Origin of the sequence: Micromonospora sp. NPDC007208, from assembly GCF_042869175.1 — a bacterium.
GTDB lineage: Bacteria > Actinomycetota > Actinomycetes > Mycobacteriales > Micromonosporaceae > Micromonospora > Micromonospora foliorum.
In genome coordinates, this window is the sequence record NZ_JBIAFG010000004.1 from 1 (window position 1) to 19,170 (window position 19,170).

At 70.9% G+C, this 19,170-nt stretch carries 19 protein-coding genes; 7 read left to right on the forward strand and 12 right to left on the reverse strand.

All coding sequences use genetic code 11. The features are described from left to right. Positions 1–269: 269 nt before the first annotated feature. Positions 270–611 (forward strand): hypothetical protein, encoded by a 342-nt coding sequence (locus ACFYL6_RS09195; RefSeq protein ID WP_387169540.1) that lies wholly within the window; start codon positions 270–272, stop codon positions 609–611. Further along, positions 608–1,267 carry a nucleotidyl transferase AbiEii/AbiGii toxin family protein gene (locus ACFYL6_RS09200; protein ID WP_387169542.1) on the forward strand — a complete coding sequence of 220 codons (660 nt, stop codon included), beginning with the start codon at positions 608–610 and terminating at the stop codon, positions 1,265–1,267. Before ACFYL6_RS09195 ends, ACFYL6_RS09200 begins: the two co-directional genes overlap by 4 nt. 71 nt (positions 1,268–1,338) lie before the next feature. Here ACFYL6_RS09200 and ACFYL6_RS09205 read toward each other — a convergent pair whose 3' ends face one another. Next, complete coding sequence (locus ACFYL6_RS09205; protein ID WP_387169544.1) at positions 1,339–2,241, reverse strand: SDR family oxidoreductase; 903 nt, start codon at positions 2,239–2,241, stop codon at positions 1,339–1,341. 186 nt (positions 2,242–2,427) lie between these two features. On the opposite strand from ACFYL6_RS09205, the gene ACFYL6_RS09210 reads away from it, so the two are divergent. Further along, positions 2,428–4,221 (forward strand): bifunctional metallophosphatase/5'-nucleotidase, encoded by a 1,794-nt coding sequence (locus ACFYL6_RS09210; protein ID WP_387169546.1) that lies wholly within the window; start codon positions 2,428–2,430, stop codon positions 4,219–4,221. 57 nt (positions 4,222–4,278) lie between these two features. Here ACFYL6_RS09210 and ACFYL6_RS09215 read toward each other — a convergent pair whose 3' ends face one another. Further along, positions 4,279–4,452: a hypothetical protein gene (locus tag ACFYL6_RS09215; RefSeq protein ID WP_357765563.1), complete on the reverse strand. Its 174-nt coding sequence runs from the start codon at positions 4,450–4,452 to the stop codon at positions 4,279–4,281. 79 nt (positions 4,453–4,531) lie between these two features. Beyond that, entirely contained in the window at positions 4,532–5,692 is a 1,161-nt protein-coding gene (locus tag ACFYL6_RS09220; RefSeq protein WP_387169548.1) for a geranylgeranyl reductase family protein, read from the reverse strand. A 147-nt stretch (positions 5,693–5,839) separates the two neighbouring features. On the opposite strand from ACFYL6_RS09220, the gene ACFYL6_RS09225 reads away from it, so the two are divergent. Together ACFYL6_RS09225 and ACFYL6_RS09230 are read left to right on the forward strand one after the other, a co-directional pair. Further along, a complete protein-coding gene (locus ACFYL6_RS09225; RefSeq protein WP_238661377.1) occupies positions 5,840–6,076 on the forward strand; it encodes a hypothetical protein in 237 nt (78 codons plus the stop codon). A gap of 85 nt (positions 6,077–6,161) precedes the next feature. Beyond that, positions 6,162–7,601 (forward strand): MFS transporter, encoded by a 1,440-nt coding sequence (locus ACFYL6_RS09230; protein WP_387169550.1) that lies wholly within the window; start codon positions 6,162–6,164, stop codon positions 7,599–7,601. 775 nt (positions 7,602–8,376) lie between these two features. Here the strand turns inward: ACFYL6_RS09230 and ACFYL6_RS09235 are convergent. From ACFYL6_RS09235 to ACFYL6_RS09250, 4 genes are all read right to left on the reverse strand, one after another. Then, positions 8,377–8,937 carry a hypothetical protein gene (locus tag ACFYL6_RS09235; RefSeq protein WP_387169552.1) on the reverse strand — a complete coding sequence of 187 codons (561 nt, stop codon included), beginning with the start codon at positions 8,935–8,937 and terminating at the stop codon, positions 8,377–8,379. Between the two features lie 988 nt (positions 8,938–9,925). Beyond that, positions 9,926–10,555: a hypothetical protein gene (locus tag ACFYL6_RS09240; protein ID WP_387169554.1), complete on the reverse strand. Its 630-nt coding sequence runs from the start codon at positions 10,553–10,555 to the stop codon at positions 9,926–9,928. Between the two features lie 13 nt (positions 10,556–10,568). Continuing rightward, positions 10,569–12,347 (reverse strand): DUF4012 domain-containing protein, encoded by a 1,779-nt coding sequence (locus ACFYL6_RS09245; RefSeq protein ID WP_387169556.1) that lies wholly within the window; start codon positions 12,345–12,347, stop codon positions 10,569–10,571. Positions 12,348–12,431: 84 nt separating this feature from the next. Then, positions 12,432–13,697 (reverse strand): glycosyltransferase family 4 protein, encoded by a 1,266-nt coding sequence (locus ACFYL6_RS09250; RefSeq protein ID WP_387169558.1) that lies wholly within the window; start codon positions 13,695–13,697, stop codon positions 12,432–12,434. Positions 13,698–13,865: 168 nt separating this feature from the next. On the opposite strand from ACFYL6_RS09250, the gene ACFYL6_RS09255 reads away from it, so the two are divergent. Continuing rightward, the gene (locus tag ACFYL6_RS09255) at positions 13,866–14,420 is read left to right on the forward strand and encodes a low molecular weight phosphatase family protein (protein WP_387169560.1); all 555 of its coding nucleotides are present in this window, start codon (positions 13,866–13,868) and stop codon (positions 14,418–14,420) included. Here ACFYL6_RS09255 and ACFYL6_RS09260 read toward each other — a convergent pair. Next, entirely contained in the window at positions 14,401–15,864 is a 1,464-nt protein-coding gene (locus ACFYL6_RS09260) for a polysaccharide biosynthesis tyrosine autokinase (protein WP_387169562.1), read from the reverse strand. The two genes, ACFYL6_RS09255 and ACFYL6_RS09260, sit on opposite strands and share 20 nt — an antisense overlap. Positions 15,865–16,202: 338 nt before the next feature. Here ACFYL6_RS09260 and nhaA point away from each other — a divergent pair, with 338 nt between their 5' ends. Further along, the gene (gene nhaA / locus ACFYL6_RS09265; protein ID WP_387169564.1) at positions 16,203–17,570 is read left to right on the forward strand and encodes a Na+/H+ antiporter NhaA; all 1,368 of its coding nucleotides are present in this window, start codon (positions 16,203–16,205) and stop codon (positions 17,568–17,570) included. 81 nt (positions 17,571–17,651) lie between these two features. Here nhaA and ACFYL6_RS09270 read toward each other — a convergent pair whose 3' ends face one another. The 4 genes from ACFYL6_RS09270 to ACFYL6_RS09285 are packed head-to-tail and all read right to left on the reverse strand — an operon-like array spanning position 17,652 to position 19,163. Next, a complete protein-coding gene (locus tag ACFYL6_RS09270) occupies positions 17,652–17,849 on the reverse strand; it encodes a hypothetical protein (protein ID WP_387169566.1) in 198 nt (65 codons plus the stop codon). A 4-nt stretch (positions 17,850–17,853) separates the two neighbouring features. Further along, complete coding sequence (locus ACFYL6_RS09275) at positions 17,854–18,177, reverse strand: hypothetical protein (RefSeq protein WP_387169568.1); 324 nt, start codon at positions 18,175–18,177, stop codon at positions 17,854–17,856. Next, on the reverse strand, positions 18,174–18,536 hold the full coding sequence (locus tag ACFYL6_RS09280; RefSeq protein ID WP_387169570.1) for a DUF1622 domain-containing protein: 363 nt from the start codon (positions 18,534–18,536) through the stop codon (positions 18,174–18,176). The genes ACFYL6_RS09275 and ACFYL6_RS09280 overlap by 4 nt, the downstream gene beginning before the upstream one ends. Before the next feature lie 39 nt (positions 18,537–18,575). Further along, positions 18,576–19,163 carry a TMEM165/GDT1 family protein gene (locus tag ACFYL6_RS09285; protein ID WP_387169572.1) on the reverse strand — a complete coding sequence of 196 codons (588 nt, stop codon included), beginning with the start codon at positions 19,161–19,163 and terminating at the stop codon, positions 18,576–18,578. Between the last annotated feature and the right edge of the window lie 7 nt (positions 19,164–19,170).

A 19,170-nucleotide genomic window follows, 5' to 3' on the forward strand; every position in this document is an offset into this window, starting at 1 on the left:
ATCTGCGCCCGCTCCGCGGACGACAACCTCTGCCCCGGCATGACCCCTCATCCTGACGAGAATCCACCCCGTTGCAACAACCACTTGAGCCCAAGACTCCCGTACCCCCCGACTTCCTGAAACCCGAGTCGATCACGATCGGCCGACCGCGCGAAGGCCATACAAACCGGACAGACTTCGCGTCCGAGCAGCGCGTGCCGGCGCGCCGGGTGCAGCGTGCTGGGATCGACCTGAGCGACACACGCTCTGGTGGGCGTTACCCTGACACCATGCAGGCCGTCTCCCCCACCGCGACCGGCGTGGCTTTTCTGGCCCGCCCGGGTCGCCCCGCTGTGGTGGCGCGGACGCTCGCCGAGCTGACCGGTCCCACCCGGGGTGTGGTGGAGCTGCCGGTACGGCTGATGTGGAACGCCGAGCGCACCTTCGACCTCGGCGACCCCGACCAACTGCTCTGGATGTACGAGAACGTGCTTCGCGAGACCACCCGGGCCGAGGATCTGCGCGCGCTGATCAACGGGCGGACGCTGCGTCGGGTGTGGCGACTGCTCAACCTGCCCCGGGGCGTACGCCACGCGTGGGAGAGCCGGCACCGCGGCCTGCGCGCGGCGTGACCGAACCTCATCTGCACGAGTTCTACCGGGAGGTGGCCCGGGTGGCGCTGGCCGCCGCCGGGCCGTACCGGTTCGTTCTGGGTGGTGGGGTGGCATGGGCGGCGCACGGGCTGGTCGCCCGGCCGACGGAGGACGTCGACCTCTTCGCGGACGTGGAGGGGGCGGCAGCGGCAGCATCCGCCGGGGTGCGGGTTGCTCTGGAGCGGGCCGGGTTCATCGTCAGCGACGCCGACCCGGACAGTGAGCTGGCCGAACTGTTCGACGGGTACGGGCAGGACATGAAGGACTTCGTGGTGAGCCGCGACGGACGGCAGATCCGGCTCAGCCTCGCCCGGTTGGACCGCCAGCAGAGCCCGGTGGTGATGGACCTCGGCCCGGTGATGGACGTCCGCGACCTGGTGGCGAACAAGATCGCGGCGTTGGTGAACAGGCGGGAGGTTCGCGACTTCATCGACGTGGCCGCGGCCCTCGACCACTACGACGTGACCGAGCTGTTGGTGCTGGCACGGCAGGTCGACCCCGCGCTGGACCCGGACGACGTACGCGCCGCCGGCCGTTACCTGGACCGGCTCTCCGACCAGCGCTTCGGCCGGTACGGCCTGAGGGCTGCGGACGTCGCCGAGATCCGGCAACGCTTCGCCGCCTGGCCACGCTGACCACCAGGCCGCGCGAGCAAGAGCCGCACCGCCGGGTGGGTGCCCCGAGCGGACGCCCACCCGGCGACGGATCACTTGGTCGGTCGACCGCCCGTGACGCCCAGGATCTCGCCCGTCACGTAGCTGGACTCCTGCGAGGCGAAGAAGACGTACGCGGGCGCGAGCTCGGCCGGCTGCCCGGGACGCCCCTCCGGGGTGTCGGTGCCGAACTGCTTCACCTTCTCCTCCGGCATGGTGGACGGGATCAGCGGCGTCCACACCGGGCCCGGTGCGACAGCGTTGACCCGGATGCCCTGCTCGGCCAGGTCGGCGGCGAGGGCCTTGGTGAAGTTGGCGATCCCCGCCTTCGTGGTGGCGTAGTCCAGCAGTTGCGGCGACGGGTCGAACGCCTGGATCGACGACGTGTTGATGATGGCCGACCCCTCGGCCAGGTGCGGGATGGCGGCCTTGCAGAGCCAGAACATCGCGTACAGGTTGGTCTTGAACACCCGGTCGAACTGCTCGGTGCTGATGCCGAGGATCCCCTTGTCCTGCGACATCTGGTAGGCCGCGTTGTTGACCAGGATGTCGAGGCCGCCCAGGTCACGCACCGCCCGGTCGACCAGTTCCTGGCAGTGCGCCTCGTCGGTGATGTCACCGCGTACCGCGACGCCCCGCCGGCCGGCTGCCTCGACCAGCCGGATGGTCTCCCGGGCGTCGGCGTCCTCCTCCTCGCCGAGGTAGGAGATGAGCACGTCCGCGCCCTCCCGGGCGAAGGCGATCGCGACCGCCCGGCCGATCCCCGAGTCACCGCCGGTGATCAGCGCCCGCTTGCCGTCGAGCTTGCCGCTGCCCCGGTACGACTCTTCCCCGTGGTCCGGCTTCGGGGTCATCTCCCCGGTCGAGCCCGGCGCTGACTGCTGCTGTGCGGGCTGACCGGACTGCTGGCCGTACTGGTTGGTCGGGTCCTGCTGGGTGTGCTGGTCCTCGCTCACTGAAAATCTCCTCGCTGCGCGCGGGAAGCGGGGCTCTCCCGCGAATGTCGTCCCTGACCGCCCTACCCTGCGCCAGCCTGCGGAAACCGCTGCAACGATCGGGGCTGCCGTGGCGGTGGTGCCGGCTGCTGGTTATGGTGCGCAAGGCGCTCACGAGGCGCGTCCACCCCCATGGAAAGGCACGTCATGACCTCTCCCTCCGGCCCGTCGCGCCGCCAGGTGCTCGTCGCCGCGGCGGCCGCGGCGACCACTCCGCTGATCGCCGCCGCGCCCGCGCAGGCGGCCGGCGCGGCCCGGCCGCGCACCTGGGACCTCACCCTCCTGGGCACGTCGGACACGCACGGCAACGTCTACAACTGGGACTACTACCGCGACGCCGAGTACGACGACAGCAAGCAGAACGACATCGGCGTCGCGAAGCTGGCGACCCTGATCAACCAGATCCGTCGGGAGCGGCGCGGCAAGGCGACGCTGGTGCTCGACGCCGGCGACACGATCCAGGGCACGCCGCTGGCCACGTACTACGCCAAGCAGGAGCCGATCACCGCCACCGGTGAGAAGCACCCGATGGCCCGGGCGATGAACGTCATCGACTACGACGCGGTCACGCTGGGCAACCACGAGTTCAACTACGGTCTGCCGTTGCTGGACCTGTGGATCCGTCAGCTCGGCTTCCCGGCGCTCGCCGCGAACGCCGTCAACGCGAAGACCGGCAAGCCGGCTTTCCTGCCGTACGTCATCAAGAAGGTCTCCCTTGGTTTCGCCGCGCCGACCCTGCGGGTCGGCATCCTGGGGTTGACCAACCCCGGTGTGGCCATCTGGGACAAGGGCAACGTCGAGGGCAAGCTTCGCTTCGACGACATGATCGCGACCGCCGCGAAGTGGGTGCCGATCATGCGGGCCCGCGGCGCGGACCTCGTGCTGATCTCCGCGCACGGCGGGGACAGCGGCACCTCCAGCTACGGCCCCGAACTGCCGAACGAGAACCCGGTGGCGCTGATCGCCCAGCAGGTGCCGGGGATCGACGCGATCCTCTTCGGTCACGCGCACAACGAGGTGGTCGAGCGGTTCGTCACCAACGAGCGCACCGGCACGCAGGTGCTGCTCTCCGAGCCGTCGAAGTGGGGCCAGCGGCTCACCCGGATGGACTTCACCCTCGCCCGTGAGCATGGCCGGTGGACGATCACCAAGAAGGCCGCCACCATGCTCAACACCAACACGGTGGTCGAGGACCCGAAGGTGCTCGCCGCCGTGCGGGCCCAACACCAGAAGACCATCGCGTACGTGAACCAGGTGGTGGCCCAGGCCACCGTCGAGATGTCCACTGTGGAATCCCGGTACAAGGACACTCCCATCCTGGACTTCATCAACCACGTCCAGGCCGAGACCGTCACGAAGGCGCTGGCCGGCACGCAGTACGCCGACCTGCCGGTGCTGTCCCAGGCCTCGCCGTTCAGCCGCACCGCGGTCTTCCCCGCCGGGGACGTGAAGATCCGTGACGTGGCAGGGCTCTACGTCTTCGACAACACGCTCGAGGCGGTCGTGCTCAGCGGTGTCGAGGTGCGCGCGTACCTGGAGTACTCGGCGAAGTACTTCCGGACCCTAGCCCCGGGAGCCCCGGTCGACCCGGAGCAGATCAGCGACTCACCGGCGGTCCCGGACTACAACTACGACGTGATCTCCGGCTTGGACTACGACATCGACATCTCCAAGCCGGTCGGGCAGCGGATCACCCGCCTGGTGCTGGCCGGCACCGACACTCCGGTGGCGGACAACGCCCAGTTCGTGATGGCGGTGAACAACTACCGGCGCAGCGGCGGCGGCAACTTCCCCGGCATCGTGAAGACCCAGGTCTACAACGCGCAGCAGGAGATCCGTCAGCTGCTCATCGACTGGGCGCAGGCCCGGGGGACGATCGACCCGGCCGACTTCTTCCAGCAGAACTGGCGACTGGTACGCGAGGGCGTACCGGTCTTCTGACCTGAGCACTTCGCAGACGGGCCGTGGGTGGTGACACCCGCGGCCCGTCGCGCGTTGTCAGCCCTGCACGTTCCAGCGGATCGGGTCCTCGGACTCCTCCGGCCGGTCGCGCCCGGGATCGGTCTCGGTTAGGGCCACCCGCTCGTCGGGACGGACGGCGGGCGGCAACTCCCCGAACCGTGCGTGGCGCAGGAACGCGTACTCGTCGTCGGTGAACGGCTGCTCGGCCATCGGCACCTCCTACTCCCCCGCCATTGTCCAGTGGCTGGGGAGGTGAGCACCAGCGCGGGCACACACCCTCTAAGGCGTCCTAGGATCCTGGGTGATGGGCAGTGGCCTGGCGCGACGAGCGGGACAACCGGTCGAGCACCGCGAGGGCGGCCCGGATGGGGCGGCGGCGCAGCATCTCGTCGAAGCTTGCCCGCCCCTGACAGAACTGCACGAACATCCGCCAGCCCGGCGGAGTCGCCAACAGGGCGTGGAACACGTCCGGGCGGCGGGTGAACACGTCGAGCAGCCGGAACCCCGCCCGCATCTCCGGCAGCAGACGCTCGGCCACCGCCCGCTCGTACCCGGCCAGATCAGCGCCCGCCACCGCCGCTCCGGCCAGCTCGCCGGAGCGCAACGCGAAGCTGATGCCCTCCCGGCTCCACGGCTCCAGCAGCCCCGCCGCATCCCCCACGACCAGCACCCGGCCGTTGCGCAACGGTGAGTCCTCCGCGCGGCAACGGGTCAGGTGACCAGAGTCGTGCTCCGCCGGCAACCCGGTCAAACCCAGCCGGTCGACGAACCGCCGCAGGTAGTCGCGGGTCCCCTCCCCCGCGCCCCGACCGGCGATCACACCGACGGTCAGCCGGTCGCCCTTGGGAAAGACCCAGGCGTACGAGCCCGGCATGTCACCCCAGTCCAGCAGCAGCCGACCCCGCCACCGCTCCTGCTCGGCGGGCGGCACCGGAATCTCCAACTCCAGACCCAGGTCCACCTGCCGGTACCGCACCCCGACGTGCCGGCCGGTCACCCCCGACGAGCCGTCCGCCCCGATCACGGCACGAGCCGCGATCGTCGTACCGTCGGCCAGCCGCAGGCGTACCCCCTCGGGGTCCTGCTCGATCGCGCGGACCGCGACCCGCTCACGCAGCTGCGCGCCGGCGGCCACCGCCGCCGCGCGCAGCCGGTCGTCGAACTCCTCGCGGCGCACCATCGTCACCACCGGACTGTCGTTCCGGCGGGTGAACTCCCGACGGCCGTCACGGGTGAACGTCACCCGGTCCACCCGGTCGTGCGCGGGCACCTCGATCCGATCCTGAACGGCCGCCAGAGAGGTGCCGATCAGGCCACCGCCGCAGGTCTTGTACCGCGGGTGCACAGCCCGCTCGACGACCAGGGTGGAGACGCCCGCACGGGCAGCGGTGTATGCCGCGGACAGCCCCGCGGGGCCAGCGCCGACGACGACGAGATCCCAAATGATCACGGAAGCAGCCTAGGGCACCGCCCGCGCCCGACCGCCGGACCCGCCGGCCGTCGCGACCGCCCGATCGGGTGTGCATCTTCGGGTACCGAGGGGGTAACCGGCGCACGGCAACCGCCACCGACGTGGCGGACGAGCAGAGGAGGAACCATGCAGCAGGTGCAACTGTCGGAGGCCGAGCAACGGGTGTACCAGGCGGTCACCACCCTCGAAGCACGCGGGCAGGTGCCCTACCCGGACCTGATCGCCGAGGAGTCCGGGCTGACCGCGGAGCAGGTGGACAGCCCCCTGCACCTGCTCACCGAGAAGGGCCTGCTGCACCGCGAAGACTCACCCATGGCCGGCCTCGACTTCGGTCCCCGGTTCTGCGCCCGCCAGATGGCGTGACCCACGGAACCAGCCGGCACGGTTCACCCCCCGAAGACCCGGGTAGCGGTCAACCATGGATGACCAAGGGTCGACGGGGGGCACGATGAGCGCGGCGCAGACGCCGCAACCGGTGAGCGCGGCCGAGAACCGACGACGGTGGCAGGCAGTCGGCGTCGGACTCGTCGCCGCGTTCATGACGCTGCTCGACGTGAGCATCGTCAACGTCGCGGTACCGTCCATCGACCGTGCGCTGCACGCGTCGCCGAGCGACCTGCAGTGGATCCTCTCCGGGTACGCGCTCACCTTCGGCCTGGCACTGGTGCCCGCCGGCCGCTTCGGCGACGCCCGCGGTCGACGCAACGCGTTCGTCTTCGGCATCGCCCTGTTCACCATCACCAGCGCGCTCGCCGGCCTCGCCACCTCCCCGACGTGGCTGGTCATCGCCCGACTGCTCCAGGGCGCCGCCGCCGGCATCGTCAACCCGCAGGTCATCGGGCTGATCCAGCAACTGTTCCGTGGGCCCGAGCGCGCCCGCCCGTTCGGGCTGCTCGGCGCCACCATAGGCATCTCCACCGCCGTCGGACCCCTGCTCGGCGGGTTGCTCATCGCCGTCGGCGGCGAGGAACACGGCTGGCGCTGGGTCTTCTTCGTCAACGTGCCGGTCGGTGTCCTCGCGGTGATCCTCGGCTGGCGGTTGCTGCCCGGCCGCCCCACCGGTCAACCCGGCTGGCGTCAACTCGACCCCGTCGGCGTCCTGCTGCTCGGCATCGGCGTGGTGCTGGTCCTGCTGCCACTGGTCCAGGAGCAGCAGTGGCGGACCCCCTGGAAGTGGGCGCTCATCCCTGCCGGCCTGGCGGTGCTGGTCGCCTTCGGGCTCTGGGAGCGGCGCTACGCACGCCACCACCCACCCCTGTTCGACCTCCGACTGTTCAGCTTCCAGTCGTACACCCTGGGGTCGATCCTGGCGCTCGTCTACTTCGGCGGCTTCACCGCGATCTTCTTCATCTTCACCCTGTTCCTGCAGATGGGCCTCGGCTACAGCGCGCTCGTCGCCGGCCTGGCCATCACCCCCTTCGCGCTGGGTTCGGCGGCCGCCGCCGTGCTCGGTGGCCGCGTCGTCAACCGCTTCGGCCGGCCACTGGTCGCCATCGGTCTGCTCACCGTGCTCGTCGGGCTGGCCGCGACGGTGATCGCACTGCACCTCTTCCCGGACGCCCCGGCGCCCTGGGTCACCACTGGCCCACTACTCATCGCCGGCATCGGCAGCGGACTGGTGATCGCCCCCAACCAGACGATCACCCTCTCCGAGGTGCCGGTCGGGCAGGCGGGCAGCGGCGCGGGCATGCTCCAGACCGGCCAGCGGATCGGCGCCGCCGCCGGCATCGCCGCGGTCGGCTCGCTGTTCTTCTCCACGCTTGCCGACAGCCGCGGTGACTGGACCAGCGCCTTCGAGCAGTCCCTCATCCTGGCCACCGGCATCATCACGCTCGCGCTGGTCGCCGCGCTGATCGACATCTGGCGCACCCACAACCACAAAAACTGACCCGGGTACGCCGCTGGCCGGCACCCCGGGTTGCGGATGCCGGCCAGCGGTCAGTGTCGTGCGGTGGCCTTGCCGTGCGGTGGCCTTGCCGTGCGGTGGCCTTGCCGTGCTGTGGTGCTGGTGTGCGTGGTCTTGCCGTGCGGTGGCCTTGCCGTGCGGTGGCCTTGCCGTGCTGTGGTGCTGGTGTGCGTGGTCTTGCCATGCGGTGGTGCTGGTGTGCGTGGTCTTGCCATGCGGTGGTGCGGCGCGGCGCTGCGGATCGTGTGGTCCTGTTCTTCACCGGTTCCAGTGGTGGCCGACCACGTCGGTGGCCTGCTGCCCGCACTGGGGCGTAGGCGTCCAGGTACGTCGACACCTGCACGGTCAGCGGCGAGTTCTGCCACTCGTCGACCTGCTTGAATCGCCGCGACCAACGCCTCCGGCCTGTGTCCGCGGGGCGCGACCTGCGACTGCAGGGCGGCGGGCAAACCGGCTGACCGATGATCCCTCGTGCCGTCCATGGAGATCTTGGACAGTTTCCGTTCGCTCGGAACGGAAACTGTCCAAGATCTGCGGGCGGATGCCGGTTGGATGACGCGATCCACATCCCCCGAGGGCTCCGGCACCGCGGGACCTCCAGTGTTCCCCGACGGGCGACGGGCGACCGGCGGGCAGCGAGCAGCGGGCAGCGGGCAGCGACCGGCCACAACAGAAATGCCGCTGGCCGGCACCCCGGGTTGCGGGTGCCGGCCAGCGGTCGGTGTCGTGCTGTGGTCTTGCCGTGCGGTGGTGCGGGTCAGCTGTTCCAGTGCTGGCCGGCCAGGTCGGTGGCCTGCTGCTCCCACTGGGCGTAGGCGTCCGGGTAGGCCGATACCTGCACGGTCTGCGCGGCGTCGGTCAGGGGCATGTCCTGCCACCCGTCGACCTGCTTCAGGCCCTTGAGGAACGCGGTGGTCGAGTACTCGGGGTCGGTGATCTGCTCCGGCGTGCCCCAACCCGAGCTCGGGCGCTGCTGGAACAGGCCCAGCGAGTCGTGGTCGTTCATGTCACCGAGGTGACCCAGGTTCTCCAGCTTCGACTCCTGCAGGCTCGTCGCGATCGAGATCACCGCAGCCCGCTCCGGGAGACCGGCCTTCTTGGTGGCGGCGATGATCGCCTTGACGTTGGCGGTCTGCTCATCGTTCAGGGTGATGTGCGACTGGTCGCCCTGCGGCTTCGGCGCGTTGGTCTGCACCGCCACCGCGACCGGCTTGGCATCCACCGGGTTGGCGTGAGCGGCGATCGGACCGGCGAAGACACCACCGGCGAACGCGAGACCAGCAACAGACAGCATGCTCTTACGGAACATCGTGTTCATGAGGGGTAGCTCCTTCGGGGGTAGGACACCCCAACCGCCAAGGGGAACGGCGGTGGGGTGTGAGCACCTCGTCCGGCGCTGCACGTACAAGGGGGAAAGTCTGGGGGTTGACGCCTCTCGGGCGTCGAGGTCGGCGACCTGGCGAGCGGGGGCTCGTGGCGCCGGGTCCATGTGTAACGACCGGGGGCCAGGGGTCATTCCGGGGTTGGCCCATCCATCGGCACCCTCATCGTGGCGGTGCCCGTCGGTCGTTCGTCAGGACTGCAACGACCCGGGGGCCGGGATCATTCCGGGTTTGGCCCACCTGACGGCACCCTCGTCTAGGCGGTGCCTGCGGTCGTTCGTCGGGACCGTAACGACCGGGCGGAGGCTGGCATTCCAACCTGCGCGCGACCCGCCCAAGGACCGGGCGGCCGGTCGGTGGTACTGCGATCGTCAGGGTGTGCAACGACCCCGACCCGGCCATGATTCCGGCCCACCGGTGCGCCCGGTCACCACCCACAAGCATCCACAGCCGGACAAACCACCCACACGGCCTGGCTGGCGCGACCCGAAACCCCCGTGGCCGGGCTTGATCCACTCGGGTTCACGGAAGTCGGGGCATCCCGGACGCCCGGACCCCCCGACTCCATGAAACCCGAGTCGATCACGATCGGGCTGACCGCGCGAAGGCCGCATGGGCCGGACACGACGCGCCGTGGAATCGGACGCGACCATCGCAATGCCCCGACGACGCCTCCCGCGACCGGAACGGCCACCTTCTGGCCGCACGCCCAGCCGCGGCTGGCAGGCGCACGGGCTGGGGCACCGCCGCACGGCGATCGCGGTGAACGCCTAACGCCGTACCGGCGGGATTCGACGTCGATACCGGCGGGCATGGCCCCGTACCGACGACGGCCTCAGGGGACTCCGAACAGGCTGGCGCCCGTCGGAGTGTTCCGACGGGCGCCAGCTTCAGTGCGATCCGGGCGCAGCCCGGTGGTGTGGGCTAGAGCGCCGCACCACCGAAGCGCTGGCGGCGACGCCAGGCCAGGGTCAGCAGCAGCATGATCGCTCCGGCGCCGACCAGGCCGCCGCCGAGCTTCATGGGTGTGCCGAGGCTGTCACCCGTGACGGGCAGCGGCTGCTTCTTGTGCAGCACCCGCAGCTCGGTGGAGGCGGTACGACCGGACTCCCGGCCCGTGGCGGTGAAGGTCAGCAGACCCGTCACCGACGGCTTGTAGCTCTTGGTGAAGCGACCCTGGGCGTTGGTGAACGCCGTGAAGTGCAGGGGCGCGCTCGCCTGGTAGGCCACCGGAGCCATGGCCACGGTGGTGCCGTCGCTGCGGCGAGCCGGAGCCACACCGCCGGCCGGAGCGGCCTGCGGAGTGACCGTCACGTTGATGTCGACGGTCTCGTTCGGGCCGAAGTTGGTGCCGGTCAGCACGACCGTCTCGCCGAGGTAGATCGTCGGACGGTTGACGGTCAGCGACGCGTTGGTCGGCGGGTACGGCGGCGGTTGCGGCGGGTCGGTGGTCGCGCTGGGCGTCGGCTGCGGCTGTGCCGCCCCCGCTGCCGTCGGCACGGCGACCACGGCCAGGCCGACCGTGAGCGCCATGATGATGCGGGATAGCCGCATGATTGGTTCCCTCCTACTGATCACAGCTTGGTGCGGAATGAACTTGGGTGGTCCAGGGGCTGGCGGTGGGGGTCAGCCACAGGTCGGCCTGCCCGACGCCGGTCTTGGCCGTCAGAACGGTGACTTCCAGCGCCCTCTCGGCGCCGGGGCCGACGTCGACGCTGGCCGTCGCCACCTGGCGGCGGCGTTCGGTGCCGCTGCCGAGCGCCGTTTCGGCCCCGTCCAGTCGGGCCTCAAGCACCGCTCCACCTGCCGGGCTGAAGATCGACACCAACGTGCGAGCGGTGTACGGGTCGCCAGCCATACCGAGGCCGAGCACGGATTCGCTAAGTCCGGACTTCGGCGCCGTTGAGCGCAGGGTCACTCGCAGCCGGAGCTCACGGCGGCCGTCCGACCGGCATTCGCCGACCGTCAGGTTCGCCGTCGGCCGCAGGTAGTAGCCGAGCTTCGCGCCGCTGCCGTCGTTGAGGAACACGCCGACCGTCGGCACGGTGTCCTGTTCCGGAAGCGTCCCGGCCATCCGGCTCTCGCCGAATGTCCGCTGTTCCTCAGGTCGGGCACTCCAGAACAATATCCGGCGTTCGGTGATAGCACGGTCAAATGCGGACAACAACACCCGCGGGTTGACATTCTTCTTGAAGAAGGCGTCGAACACCGAGGCCGCCGACGCCGCGAAGAAGTCGTCCTGCTGTTTGACGTCGAGGCGCTGGTAACTGTCGTTGAGCAGGGTCTGCACGACCTTCTCGCTGGCAAGCGGGACACCGCCGGGCACCAGCACCGGGCCGGTCGCCTTGAGCAGGTAGGACAGCACCACCGGGTCGACGGCGAGCACGCCGTCGACAGTGGTGCCGGTCTTACGGCGGAACATCTCGCGGTACAGCGTCGCGGCGGTCGGGAAGTGCGGGGACAGGTTGACGTCGGCGGGATAGATGCCGGGCAGGTCCGTCCAGAGGGCCCGGGTCTCGGCGGGCACCTTCACCGCCGGGGTGAACCGGCCGAGCGAGGCACTGCTGCCCTGCTTGCCCATCTTCACCTTGCCGTTCTCCGCCTCGATCATCGCGTACGCGCCGAACATGCCGCCGGTGGCGCGCAGCTCGGCGAGGTTCTGCGAGACGAGCAGGTAGCGGCGTGGGCCATTCGCGCCGAGCAGCGGCGGAAGCAGTCGGGCTCCCTGGTCGGCGGCCGTGGTGAGGCTGGCCAGCCGGTCGATCTCGTCGCGGAGGTCGGTCAGCGCCTGCCGGATCTGGCTGACCAGGCTGTCGGCCGGCACCCTCGCCAGGTTCTGGCGGGTACGTTGCACCGACTCGTGGACCTCGGTCAGGTGCGTGGAGACGTCGGCGAGTCGGGCGAGGTCCACCCGGCCGCCGGTCGGCACCAGGCTGGTCAGGTCCGTCCGGAGCAGGGTCGGGAAGGCGTGCCGGGCCAGCTCGTCGATGGCCACGGCGATCTGCGCGACGGCGTCGAGGTCGTCGCCGGCGATCGGGGTACGCCGTCCGAGCTGCCAACCCGGGTCGGCCGTCGCCGCCCGGGCCGCGCCGGCCTGCTCCTGAAGGGCGGCGAGCGTCCGCAGGGCACGGTCGTTGTCCCCACCGACGATCTGGGCGCTCAACTCTCGGGCCAGGCCAGCGGCGTTGAGCAGGTGGTTACGTGCCTGCCAGCCGCGGAAGCCGATCCACCCGCCGGTCGCCAGCAGCAGCGAACCGACCACCAGGGCGCCAAGGAGCGCCCGTCGCAGTCGGGCCCGCCGACGACGCCGGGAGCGGCTCCGCCGCCGGATCGGTCGTTCGCTCACCGTCACACCACACTCCCGTTCGCGGAACCGGACAGAAGGTCGATTCCCTGACGTTCTTAGCACGCCTAAGGGAACTTCGTACTGTTATTGCGCTTGTAGTCCTTTAAGCGAGCTTTCTTCGTGGTTGCGTGGTCGCTGCGCGACGCGCCCGGCCACCTCGTGCAACAGCCGTTCGATCTGGTCCACCCCGGCGGGCAGCGACATCTCCCGCAGGTACGCGGCCCGCCCCCGGCGACCCATCTCCGTGCGGTTCGGCGGCGGAATGGTGGCGGCCAACCAGAACCGGTCGGCCAGCGCCGCCCAGTCCTCCGGTGGGCAGGACAGCCCAGCGCGAGCCCGTTCGACCAGCTCGGCGGTGTCCCCGCCGGCCGACGCGATCACCGGTGCGGCACAGGAGAGCGCGGCCTGGAGCTTGCCGGGGACCGTGCCGCGCAGCTCCGGCAGGTCGCGCAGCATGACCAGTTGGTAGTCGGCGGCGGCGTACAGCTCGGGCATGTCGACAGGCGACCGCCGCTCCAGGAAGCGGACATTGTTCGCGCCCAGCTCGGCGGCGAGCCCCCGCACCCGCCGCTCCGCCGTACCCGAACCGACCAGGACCAGATCCATGGTCCGGTCCAGCGCCGCGGCCGCCCGGACCGCGGTCTCCAGCCCCTGCCGCGCGCCGATGGTCCCGGCGTGCATCACCACGCACCGCCCGTCTCGACGGACCAGCTGGCGGGCCGCCGCGCCGGGCGTCGTCGGGTGGAAGATCCGCTCGTCGGTCCAGTTCAGGACCAACCGGACCCGGGCCGGGTCGGCGCCGGCGGCGACCACCAGGTCCCGCATCGACGGCGCGGCGACCGCGACGCGCGCCGCGGTCCGGTAGATCCGTGCCATCGTGCTGCCCATCCGCGCCGGCCAGCGCCCCTCGTCCCCCTCGTCGGCGCCGTCGCGGGCCCAGACGTCCTGTACGTGCAGCACCGCCGGCACCCGCCCGAGCAACCGGAGTACCGCGGCGGCGGCGAACGTCGTCGCCGGCAGTTGGAAGACGTAGAGCGCGTCCACGTCGCCGAGGAACCGGCGTGCGACCAGCCCGGCGCTGCCGGCGAAGGAGAGGTAGCTGGCCATCCGCCCGCCGACGGACGCGGCACCCCCGGGGTACCGGGGCACCCGTCGGACGCTCAGCCGTTGACTGTGCGTCTCGTGGTGCCACCGCTGTCGCCAGCCGGGATACATGTGCCCGCCGGGATAGTCCGGAAAGCCGGTGAGGACACGCACCTCGTGCCCCCGCGCGGCCAACTCCTCGGCGAGGCTCCCGGGGATGAACGCCGGCTCGGGCGGAAAGTGGTAGGACAGGATGCCGATCTTCACCGGTGCACCCCCGTCCCGCAGGGATCGCCCGCGGCCGGCGCGGCACCACGACCGGCGCGCGCCCGGCCCGCGTACGATGCCGACAACCCCTCCCCGCACGACCACCGGCGTCGACGCACCGCCCTCGCGGTGCGCGCGCCCGTGTCCGTACCGATGAGAGGGGCACCGATGGCTGATCGCGTGTTGTTCGTCTGCCACGCCAACCTGTGCCGGTCGCCGATGGCCGAGTACCTGGCCCGTCGGCTGCTGGCCGACCGATCCGTCGAGGTGGCCAGTGCCGGCACCGACGCGATCGACGGGCTGGCCATGCACCCGTACGCCATGGAGGTCGCGACCGAGAACGGCGCGGACCCGGCGGCGTTCCGAACCCGGGGGTTGCGCCCCGAGTATCTGGTCGACGCGACGCTGGTGCTGACCGCGACCCGACGCCAACGCTCGGTCTGCACCGCGTTGGCGCCGGGGGCGCTGCACCGGACGTTCACGCTGCGCCAGTTCGGCCGGCTGGCCGCGGCGGCCGAGCCGCCCGCCGACTCGGCGGACGACCCGTTGCGGGCCGCGATCGCCGCGGCCGCCCAGGCCCGGGGACGGCTGCAACCCGCCGCCCCGGACGAGGACGACCTGCGGGACCCGATCGGCGGTACCGCGGCCGACTTCCGACGCTGCGCCGAGGAGATCGAACGGTCGCTGCGACCCCTCGCCGCGCTCATCGGGGCAGCCGGGTGAGTTCCTGGGTGTGGTCGGGGACGCCGTTGACCCCGTCGGCGGTCGCGCTGTGCCGGCCGGACGCGGCCCGGTCGGCCGGCACCGAAGCCCCGGCCGTCGAGGTCACGACCCGGTAGGCCTCGTACTGGTACGCCTCGGCCTTGGCCACCTTGGCCATGTTGAGCACGCAGCCGAGCAGCCGGACCGAGACCGAGTGCAGCGACCGGGCCGCCGCGGCGACCTGGGTACGCGAGGTACGGCCCTGCTGGGTCACCAGTAGCGCGCCGTCGGCCTGCACGGCCACCACCACGCCGTCGGTCACCGCGAGCAGCGGCGCGGTGTCGATGATCACGATGTCCGCCGACTCGCGCAGCGCCAGCAGCAGGTCCGACATGGCCTTGGAGCCGAGCAGCTCGCTCGGGTTCGGCGGGGCCGACCCGCTGGGCAGCACCAGGAGCGACTTGTCGCCCCAGCGCTGCACGACGTCGCCCACCTTCACGTCGCCGACCAGCACGTCGGTGAGACCGACGCCGGCGTCCAGGCCCAGGTAGTCGTCGACCTTCGGGCGGCGCAAATCCGCGTCGACCAGCAGCACCCGCCAGCCCGCCTCGGCCAGCGCGATGGCCAGGTTGCAGGAGAGAGTGGTCTTGCCCTCGCCCTGCAGGGCGCTGGTCACCGCGATGACCCGGGCCGGCTCGTGGACGTCCACGAAGCGCAGGTTGGTCCGCAGCTTGCGGACCGCCTCGGCGCGCGCCGAGGTCGCGGCGTCGCCCACGATCAGCGGGGCGCTGCGTGCGTTGGCCTCGAACGGAATCTCACCGAGCAGCGGGCTGCCGGTGGCGCGTTGCAGGCCGGCGGCGTCGCGCAGTCGAACGTCGGCGACGCCCCGCAGGATGGCCAGGCCGATGCCGAGGATGAGGCCGACCAGGCCGCCGAGGGTGAGGTTGCGGACCGGTTGCGGCGAGACGGGGTTGGCGCTGACCCGCGGGCCACTCACCATCTCAATCTTGATGGGCGTCTTGCCCTCCGGCGTCGTCTCGACCTTCTCGACCAGTTCGACGAACTTCTTGGCGAGGGTCTCCGTCACGCGCAACGCGCGGGTCTGGTCGGTGTCGGTGACCGTCGCCCGCAGCAGGACGGTGCCGGTCTCGGTGGAGGTGCTCACCCGGCGCTGCACCTCGTCGGCCGTGAGGCCAACCGGGGTCTCGGCCACCACGCTCTGCGCCAGCCGGTCGCTGCTGAGCAGGTCGGCGTACGACTTGACGCGCTGCTGGAGGAAGAGCCCACCCTGGTAGGCGTCGGTCACGCCGGTGCTGGGGGTGGTGACGAAGAAGGTCACCGAGGCGACGTACCGAGGTTGGGCCCGTACGGTCAGAAACGCCGAGACGCCGAGAGCCACCATGACCGTGACCAGCGCGACCCACCAGTGCCGACGCACGTGGCGCAATTGGCGGAGCAGGTCCATCAGGAGCGCCCCCGTGCCGGTCCGGTTACGGCAAAGAACTTCACGAAAACCCCCAAGGTCGTCTCTAAACTCGTGAAACCATTAAAGCGGCTCATACGGCTTATGTCCGGAGTTATGTATTTTCTGGGACCGAGAAGTGCGCCCGCATGACCAACCAGACAAACGTCCATTCGGCTGCGGCGACAACGGGGAAAAAGTCGAAGGCCGATCGGATGGCGTCCGATCGGCCCAGCGGTCGCCGCCGACCACACCGCCGGATAGGGTCGACAGCGGTGTGCCGGGAAGTCTGGTCGGCGAGTGGATTCCTGCTGTCCCGACTCGCGTAGGTGAGCCCGCACATGACGTCCCGCACCCCACCGTCGGACCCGCGTCCGCCGAAGATCCGGCTGTTCTCCCGGTCGTCCTGGCCGGAGGCTCGGCACCTGGCCGACGTGCTGCGTACCGAGACCGTCGGTGGCGCGCTGCTGCTGGCGGGTGCGGTGATCGCGCTGCTCTGGGCCAACTCGCCGTGGTCCGACTCGTACACCCGACTCGGCGAGGTCGTACCCTGGCCCGGCGCACCCTGGCACCTCGACCTGGATCTGGCCACCTGGGCGGCGGACGGCCTGCTGGCCATCTTCTTCTTCGTGGTGGGCCTGGAACTCAAACGGGAGTTCGTCGCCGGTGACCTCCGCGACCCGCGACGGGCCGCGTTGCCGGTGGCGGCCGCACTCGGCGGGATGCTGCTGCCGGCGCTGATCTACGTGGCGGTGGTGCTGAGCGCGGGCGGGGAGGGCCTGCGCGGGTGGGCCATTCCGACCGCCACCGACATCGCATTCGCGCTCGCCGTGCTCGCGGTGGTCAGCTCACACCTGCCCCAGGGCCTACGCGCATTCCTGCTCACCCTCGCGGTGGTCGACGACCTGTTCGCGATCACCATCATCGCGATCTTCTACACCGCCGACTTCCAGCTCGTTCCGCTGCTCGCCGCGTTGGCGCCGATCGGGCTCTTCGCGGTGCTGGTGCAACGAGGGCGTACCTGGTGGTGGGCACTGATCCCCCTCGCCATCGCCGCCTGGACACTGATGCACGCCTCGGGTGTACACGCCACGGTGGCCGGTGTCCTGCTCGGCTTCACCGTCCCGGTGCTCGCCCGCCGACCAGCGGGCGGCGACCAGTCGGCCACCGGCGACGCGGGGGCGGGCGCCGCGGGCGAGGGTGGGCTCGCCGCGCGGCTGGAGCACCGCTGGCGGCCGGTGTCGGCCGGCTTCGCGGTGCCGATCTTCGCCCTGTTCGCCGCCGGGGTCACCCTGCGCGGCACCGACCTGGGCGCCCTGCTGAGCGATCCGATCGTGATCGCCATCGTCGGCGCCCTGGTGTTCGGCAAGAGCATCGGCATCTTCGGCTCGACCTACCTGCTGGCCCGCTTCACCCGCGCCGAACTGGACGAGGACATCACCTGGGCCGACCTGCTCGGGATCGCCCTGCTGGCCGGCGTCGGGTTCACCGTCTCGCTGCTGATCGGCGACCTGGCCTTCGGGGCGGGCAGCACGGCCGACGACCGGGTCAAGGCGGCCGTGCTGCTCGGCTCGGTGATCTCCGCCGGGCTGGCCGCCGCGGTGCTCACCCGCCGCAACGCGGTGTACCGGAGGGTGGCGGAGCGGGAGCGGCTGGACGCCGACGGGGACGGCGTACCCGACGTCTACCAGCATCCCGACGCCCGCTGAACGCGGCGCGGCCCGACGAGCGCGGCGGCGGCGCGGCCCAACGATTACGGTCTCGCCGCCGCACCGACCGCGGGCCTACGCTCAGTGGCGACGGTCGGCGGGCGGCAGGTCCTCGGTCTCCTCGGCCAGCGCCTCGGCCGCCGGTCCGGTGAGGTCGTCGCCCGGCACCGCCACCGCCTCGGCGCGATCCTGCTCGTCGGCCTTCCCGCCGGGCGGCGGCTCCGGAGCGGTGGCAGCGCCGGAGTAGCCGTACTCGTTCGGTTCGTCGTGCCGGGCCATGTGGTCATCCTCCCGCTTTTCCCGTTTCACCTGTTGACGCCAACGGTAGGTGGTGATCGTCGTCGGCGCAGCGCGCCTTGGATTGTCGGCCGGACCACGGTGGTGGGAGGCTCAGCACCGCCCCGAGCAGCTGACGCAGGGCGATGATCGCCACCGCGCCGGCCAGGCCGTTCCAACCCGGCTCGCCGGCGAGCCGGAGCAGGCCGGCCGCGGTGAGCAGGTCCAGCAACACCCGGACGCCGCCGCGCAGCGCCCCGGTGCTGACCGTGGTGACCACCCCGGCGACCAGCGCCAGGGCGGTGACCGCCGTGACCAGGGCGCCCGTCACGGGCGACGCTCCCCGTCGGCCACCTGAGACTGCTCCTGGCGGATCTCACGGCCAAGGAAGTAGTTCAACGCCGTTCGGATCGTCGCGATGGCGGCCAGTTGACCGATCTGCGTGAACGACGGGGAGACCGCCGTGCGCAGCACGTCGGCCGCCAGCTGGAACTCCAGGCCGAGGGTCAGAAAACGACCCAGCGAGAGCCGGATCGACGTGAAGCGGGCGGCGCTGCGGTGTCGCAGCCCTTCGACCACGAACCGCACCGCCGCCCACACCGCGCCAACGAAGATCACCAGCGCGCCGGCCACCTCCACCACGGCAACCAGCACCTGGTCGCCGCGGTGCAACAACTCGGCCGGCTCCACCCCGGGCCGTTACCCGCCCACGCAGCGGCTAGTCGGCGCTCAGGTCAGCTCGTTCACCGCCTCCAGGATCAGCCAGAGACCGGAGATGGCGAAGAGGATCGCGGCACCGTACTTGATGGCCTTCTCCGGCAGCCGCCGACCGAGCATCCGGCCGACCAGGATGGCCAGCGCGTCCGCGGCCACCATGCCGATGGTGGAGCCGAGCCAGGTGCCGAACCAGCCGTACTTGGTGGCGAGCGTGATCGTGGCGAGCATCGTCTTGTCGCCCAACTCGGCGAGGAAGAACGCCACCGACACCGCCACCAGCGCGGTCTTGTTGGTCTTCTCGGCCTTGCGCTTCTCCTCCTCGGTGAGCTTGTCCCCGCGTAGCGTCCACGCGCCGAACCCGAGGAACGCCACACCGGCCACCAGGGAGATCCACTCGGTCGGCAGCACCGCCCCGAGACCCGCGCCGATGGCGACCGACGCCAGGTGCACCACCGCGGTGGCGATCGAGATGCCGATCAGCACCGGGATCGGTTTGAACCGCGTGGCGAAGGTCAGCGCCATCAGCTGGGACTTGTCCCCCAGCTCGGCGACGAAGATGACGCCGAAGCTGACGACCAGCGCGGCGAAAAATCCCTCCATGACGTCC

Excerpts from the sequence above, each read along its gene's own strand:
- ACFYL6_RS09195 (WP_387169540.1), top strand. The coding sequence starts at position 270 with ATGCAGGCCGTCTCCCCCACCGCGACCGGCGTGGCTTTTCTGGCCCGC.
- ACFYL6_RS09210 (WP_387169546.1), top strand. The coding sequence starts at position 2,428 with ATGACCTCTCCCTCCGGCCCGTCGCGCCGCCAGGTGCTCGTCGCCGCG.
- ACFYL6_RS09215 (WP_357765563.1), bottom strand. The coding sequence starts at position 4,452 with ATGGCCGAGCAGCCGTTCACCGACGACGAGTACGCGTTCCTGCGCCAC.
- ACFYL6_RS09225 (WP_238661377.1), top strand. The coding sequence starts at position 5,840 with ATGCAGCAGGTGCAACTGTCGGAGGCCGAGCAACGGGTGTACCAGGCG.
- ACFYL6_RS09230 (WP_387169550.1), top strand. The coding sequence starts at position 6,162 with ATGAGCGCGGCGCAGACGCCGCAACCGGTGAGCGCGGCCGAGAACCGA.
- ACFYL6_RS09235 (WP_387169552.1), bottom strand. The coding sequence starts at position 8,937 with ATGAACACGATGTTCCGTAAGAGCATGCTGTCTGTTGCTGGTCTCGCG.
- ACFYL6_RS09240 (WP_387169554.1), bottom strand. The coding sequence starts at position 10,555 with ATGCGGCTATCCCGCATCATCATGGCGCTCACGGTCGGCCTGGCCGTG.
- ACFYL6_RS09255 (WP_387169560.1), top strand. The coding sequence starts at position 13,866 with ATGGCTGATCGCGTGTTGTTCGTCTGCCACGCCAACCTGTGCCGGTCG.
- ACFYL6_RS09260 (WP_387169562.1), bottom strand. The coding sequence starts at position 15,864 with ATGGACCTGCTCCGCCAATTGCGCCACGTGCGTCGGCACTGGTGGGTC.
- nhaA (WP_387169564.1), top strand. The coding sequence starts at position 16,203 with ATGACGTCCCGCACCCCACCGTCGGACCCGCGTCCGCCGAAGATCCGG.
- ACFYL6_RS09270 (WP_387169566.1), bottom strand. The coding sequence starts at position 17,849 with ATGGCCCGGCACGACGAACCGAACGAGTACGGCTACTCCGGCGCTGCC.
- ACFYL6_RS09285 (WP_387169572.1), bottom strand. The coding sequence starts at position 19,163 with ATGGAGGGATTTTTCGCCGCGCTGGTCGTCAGCTTCGGCGTCATCTTC.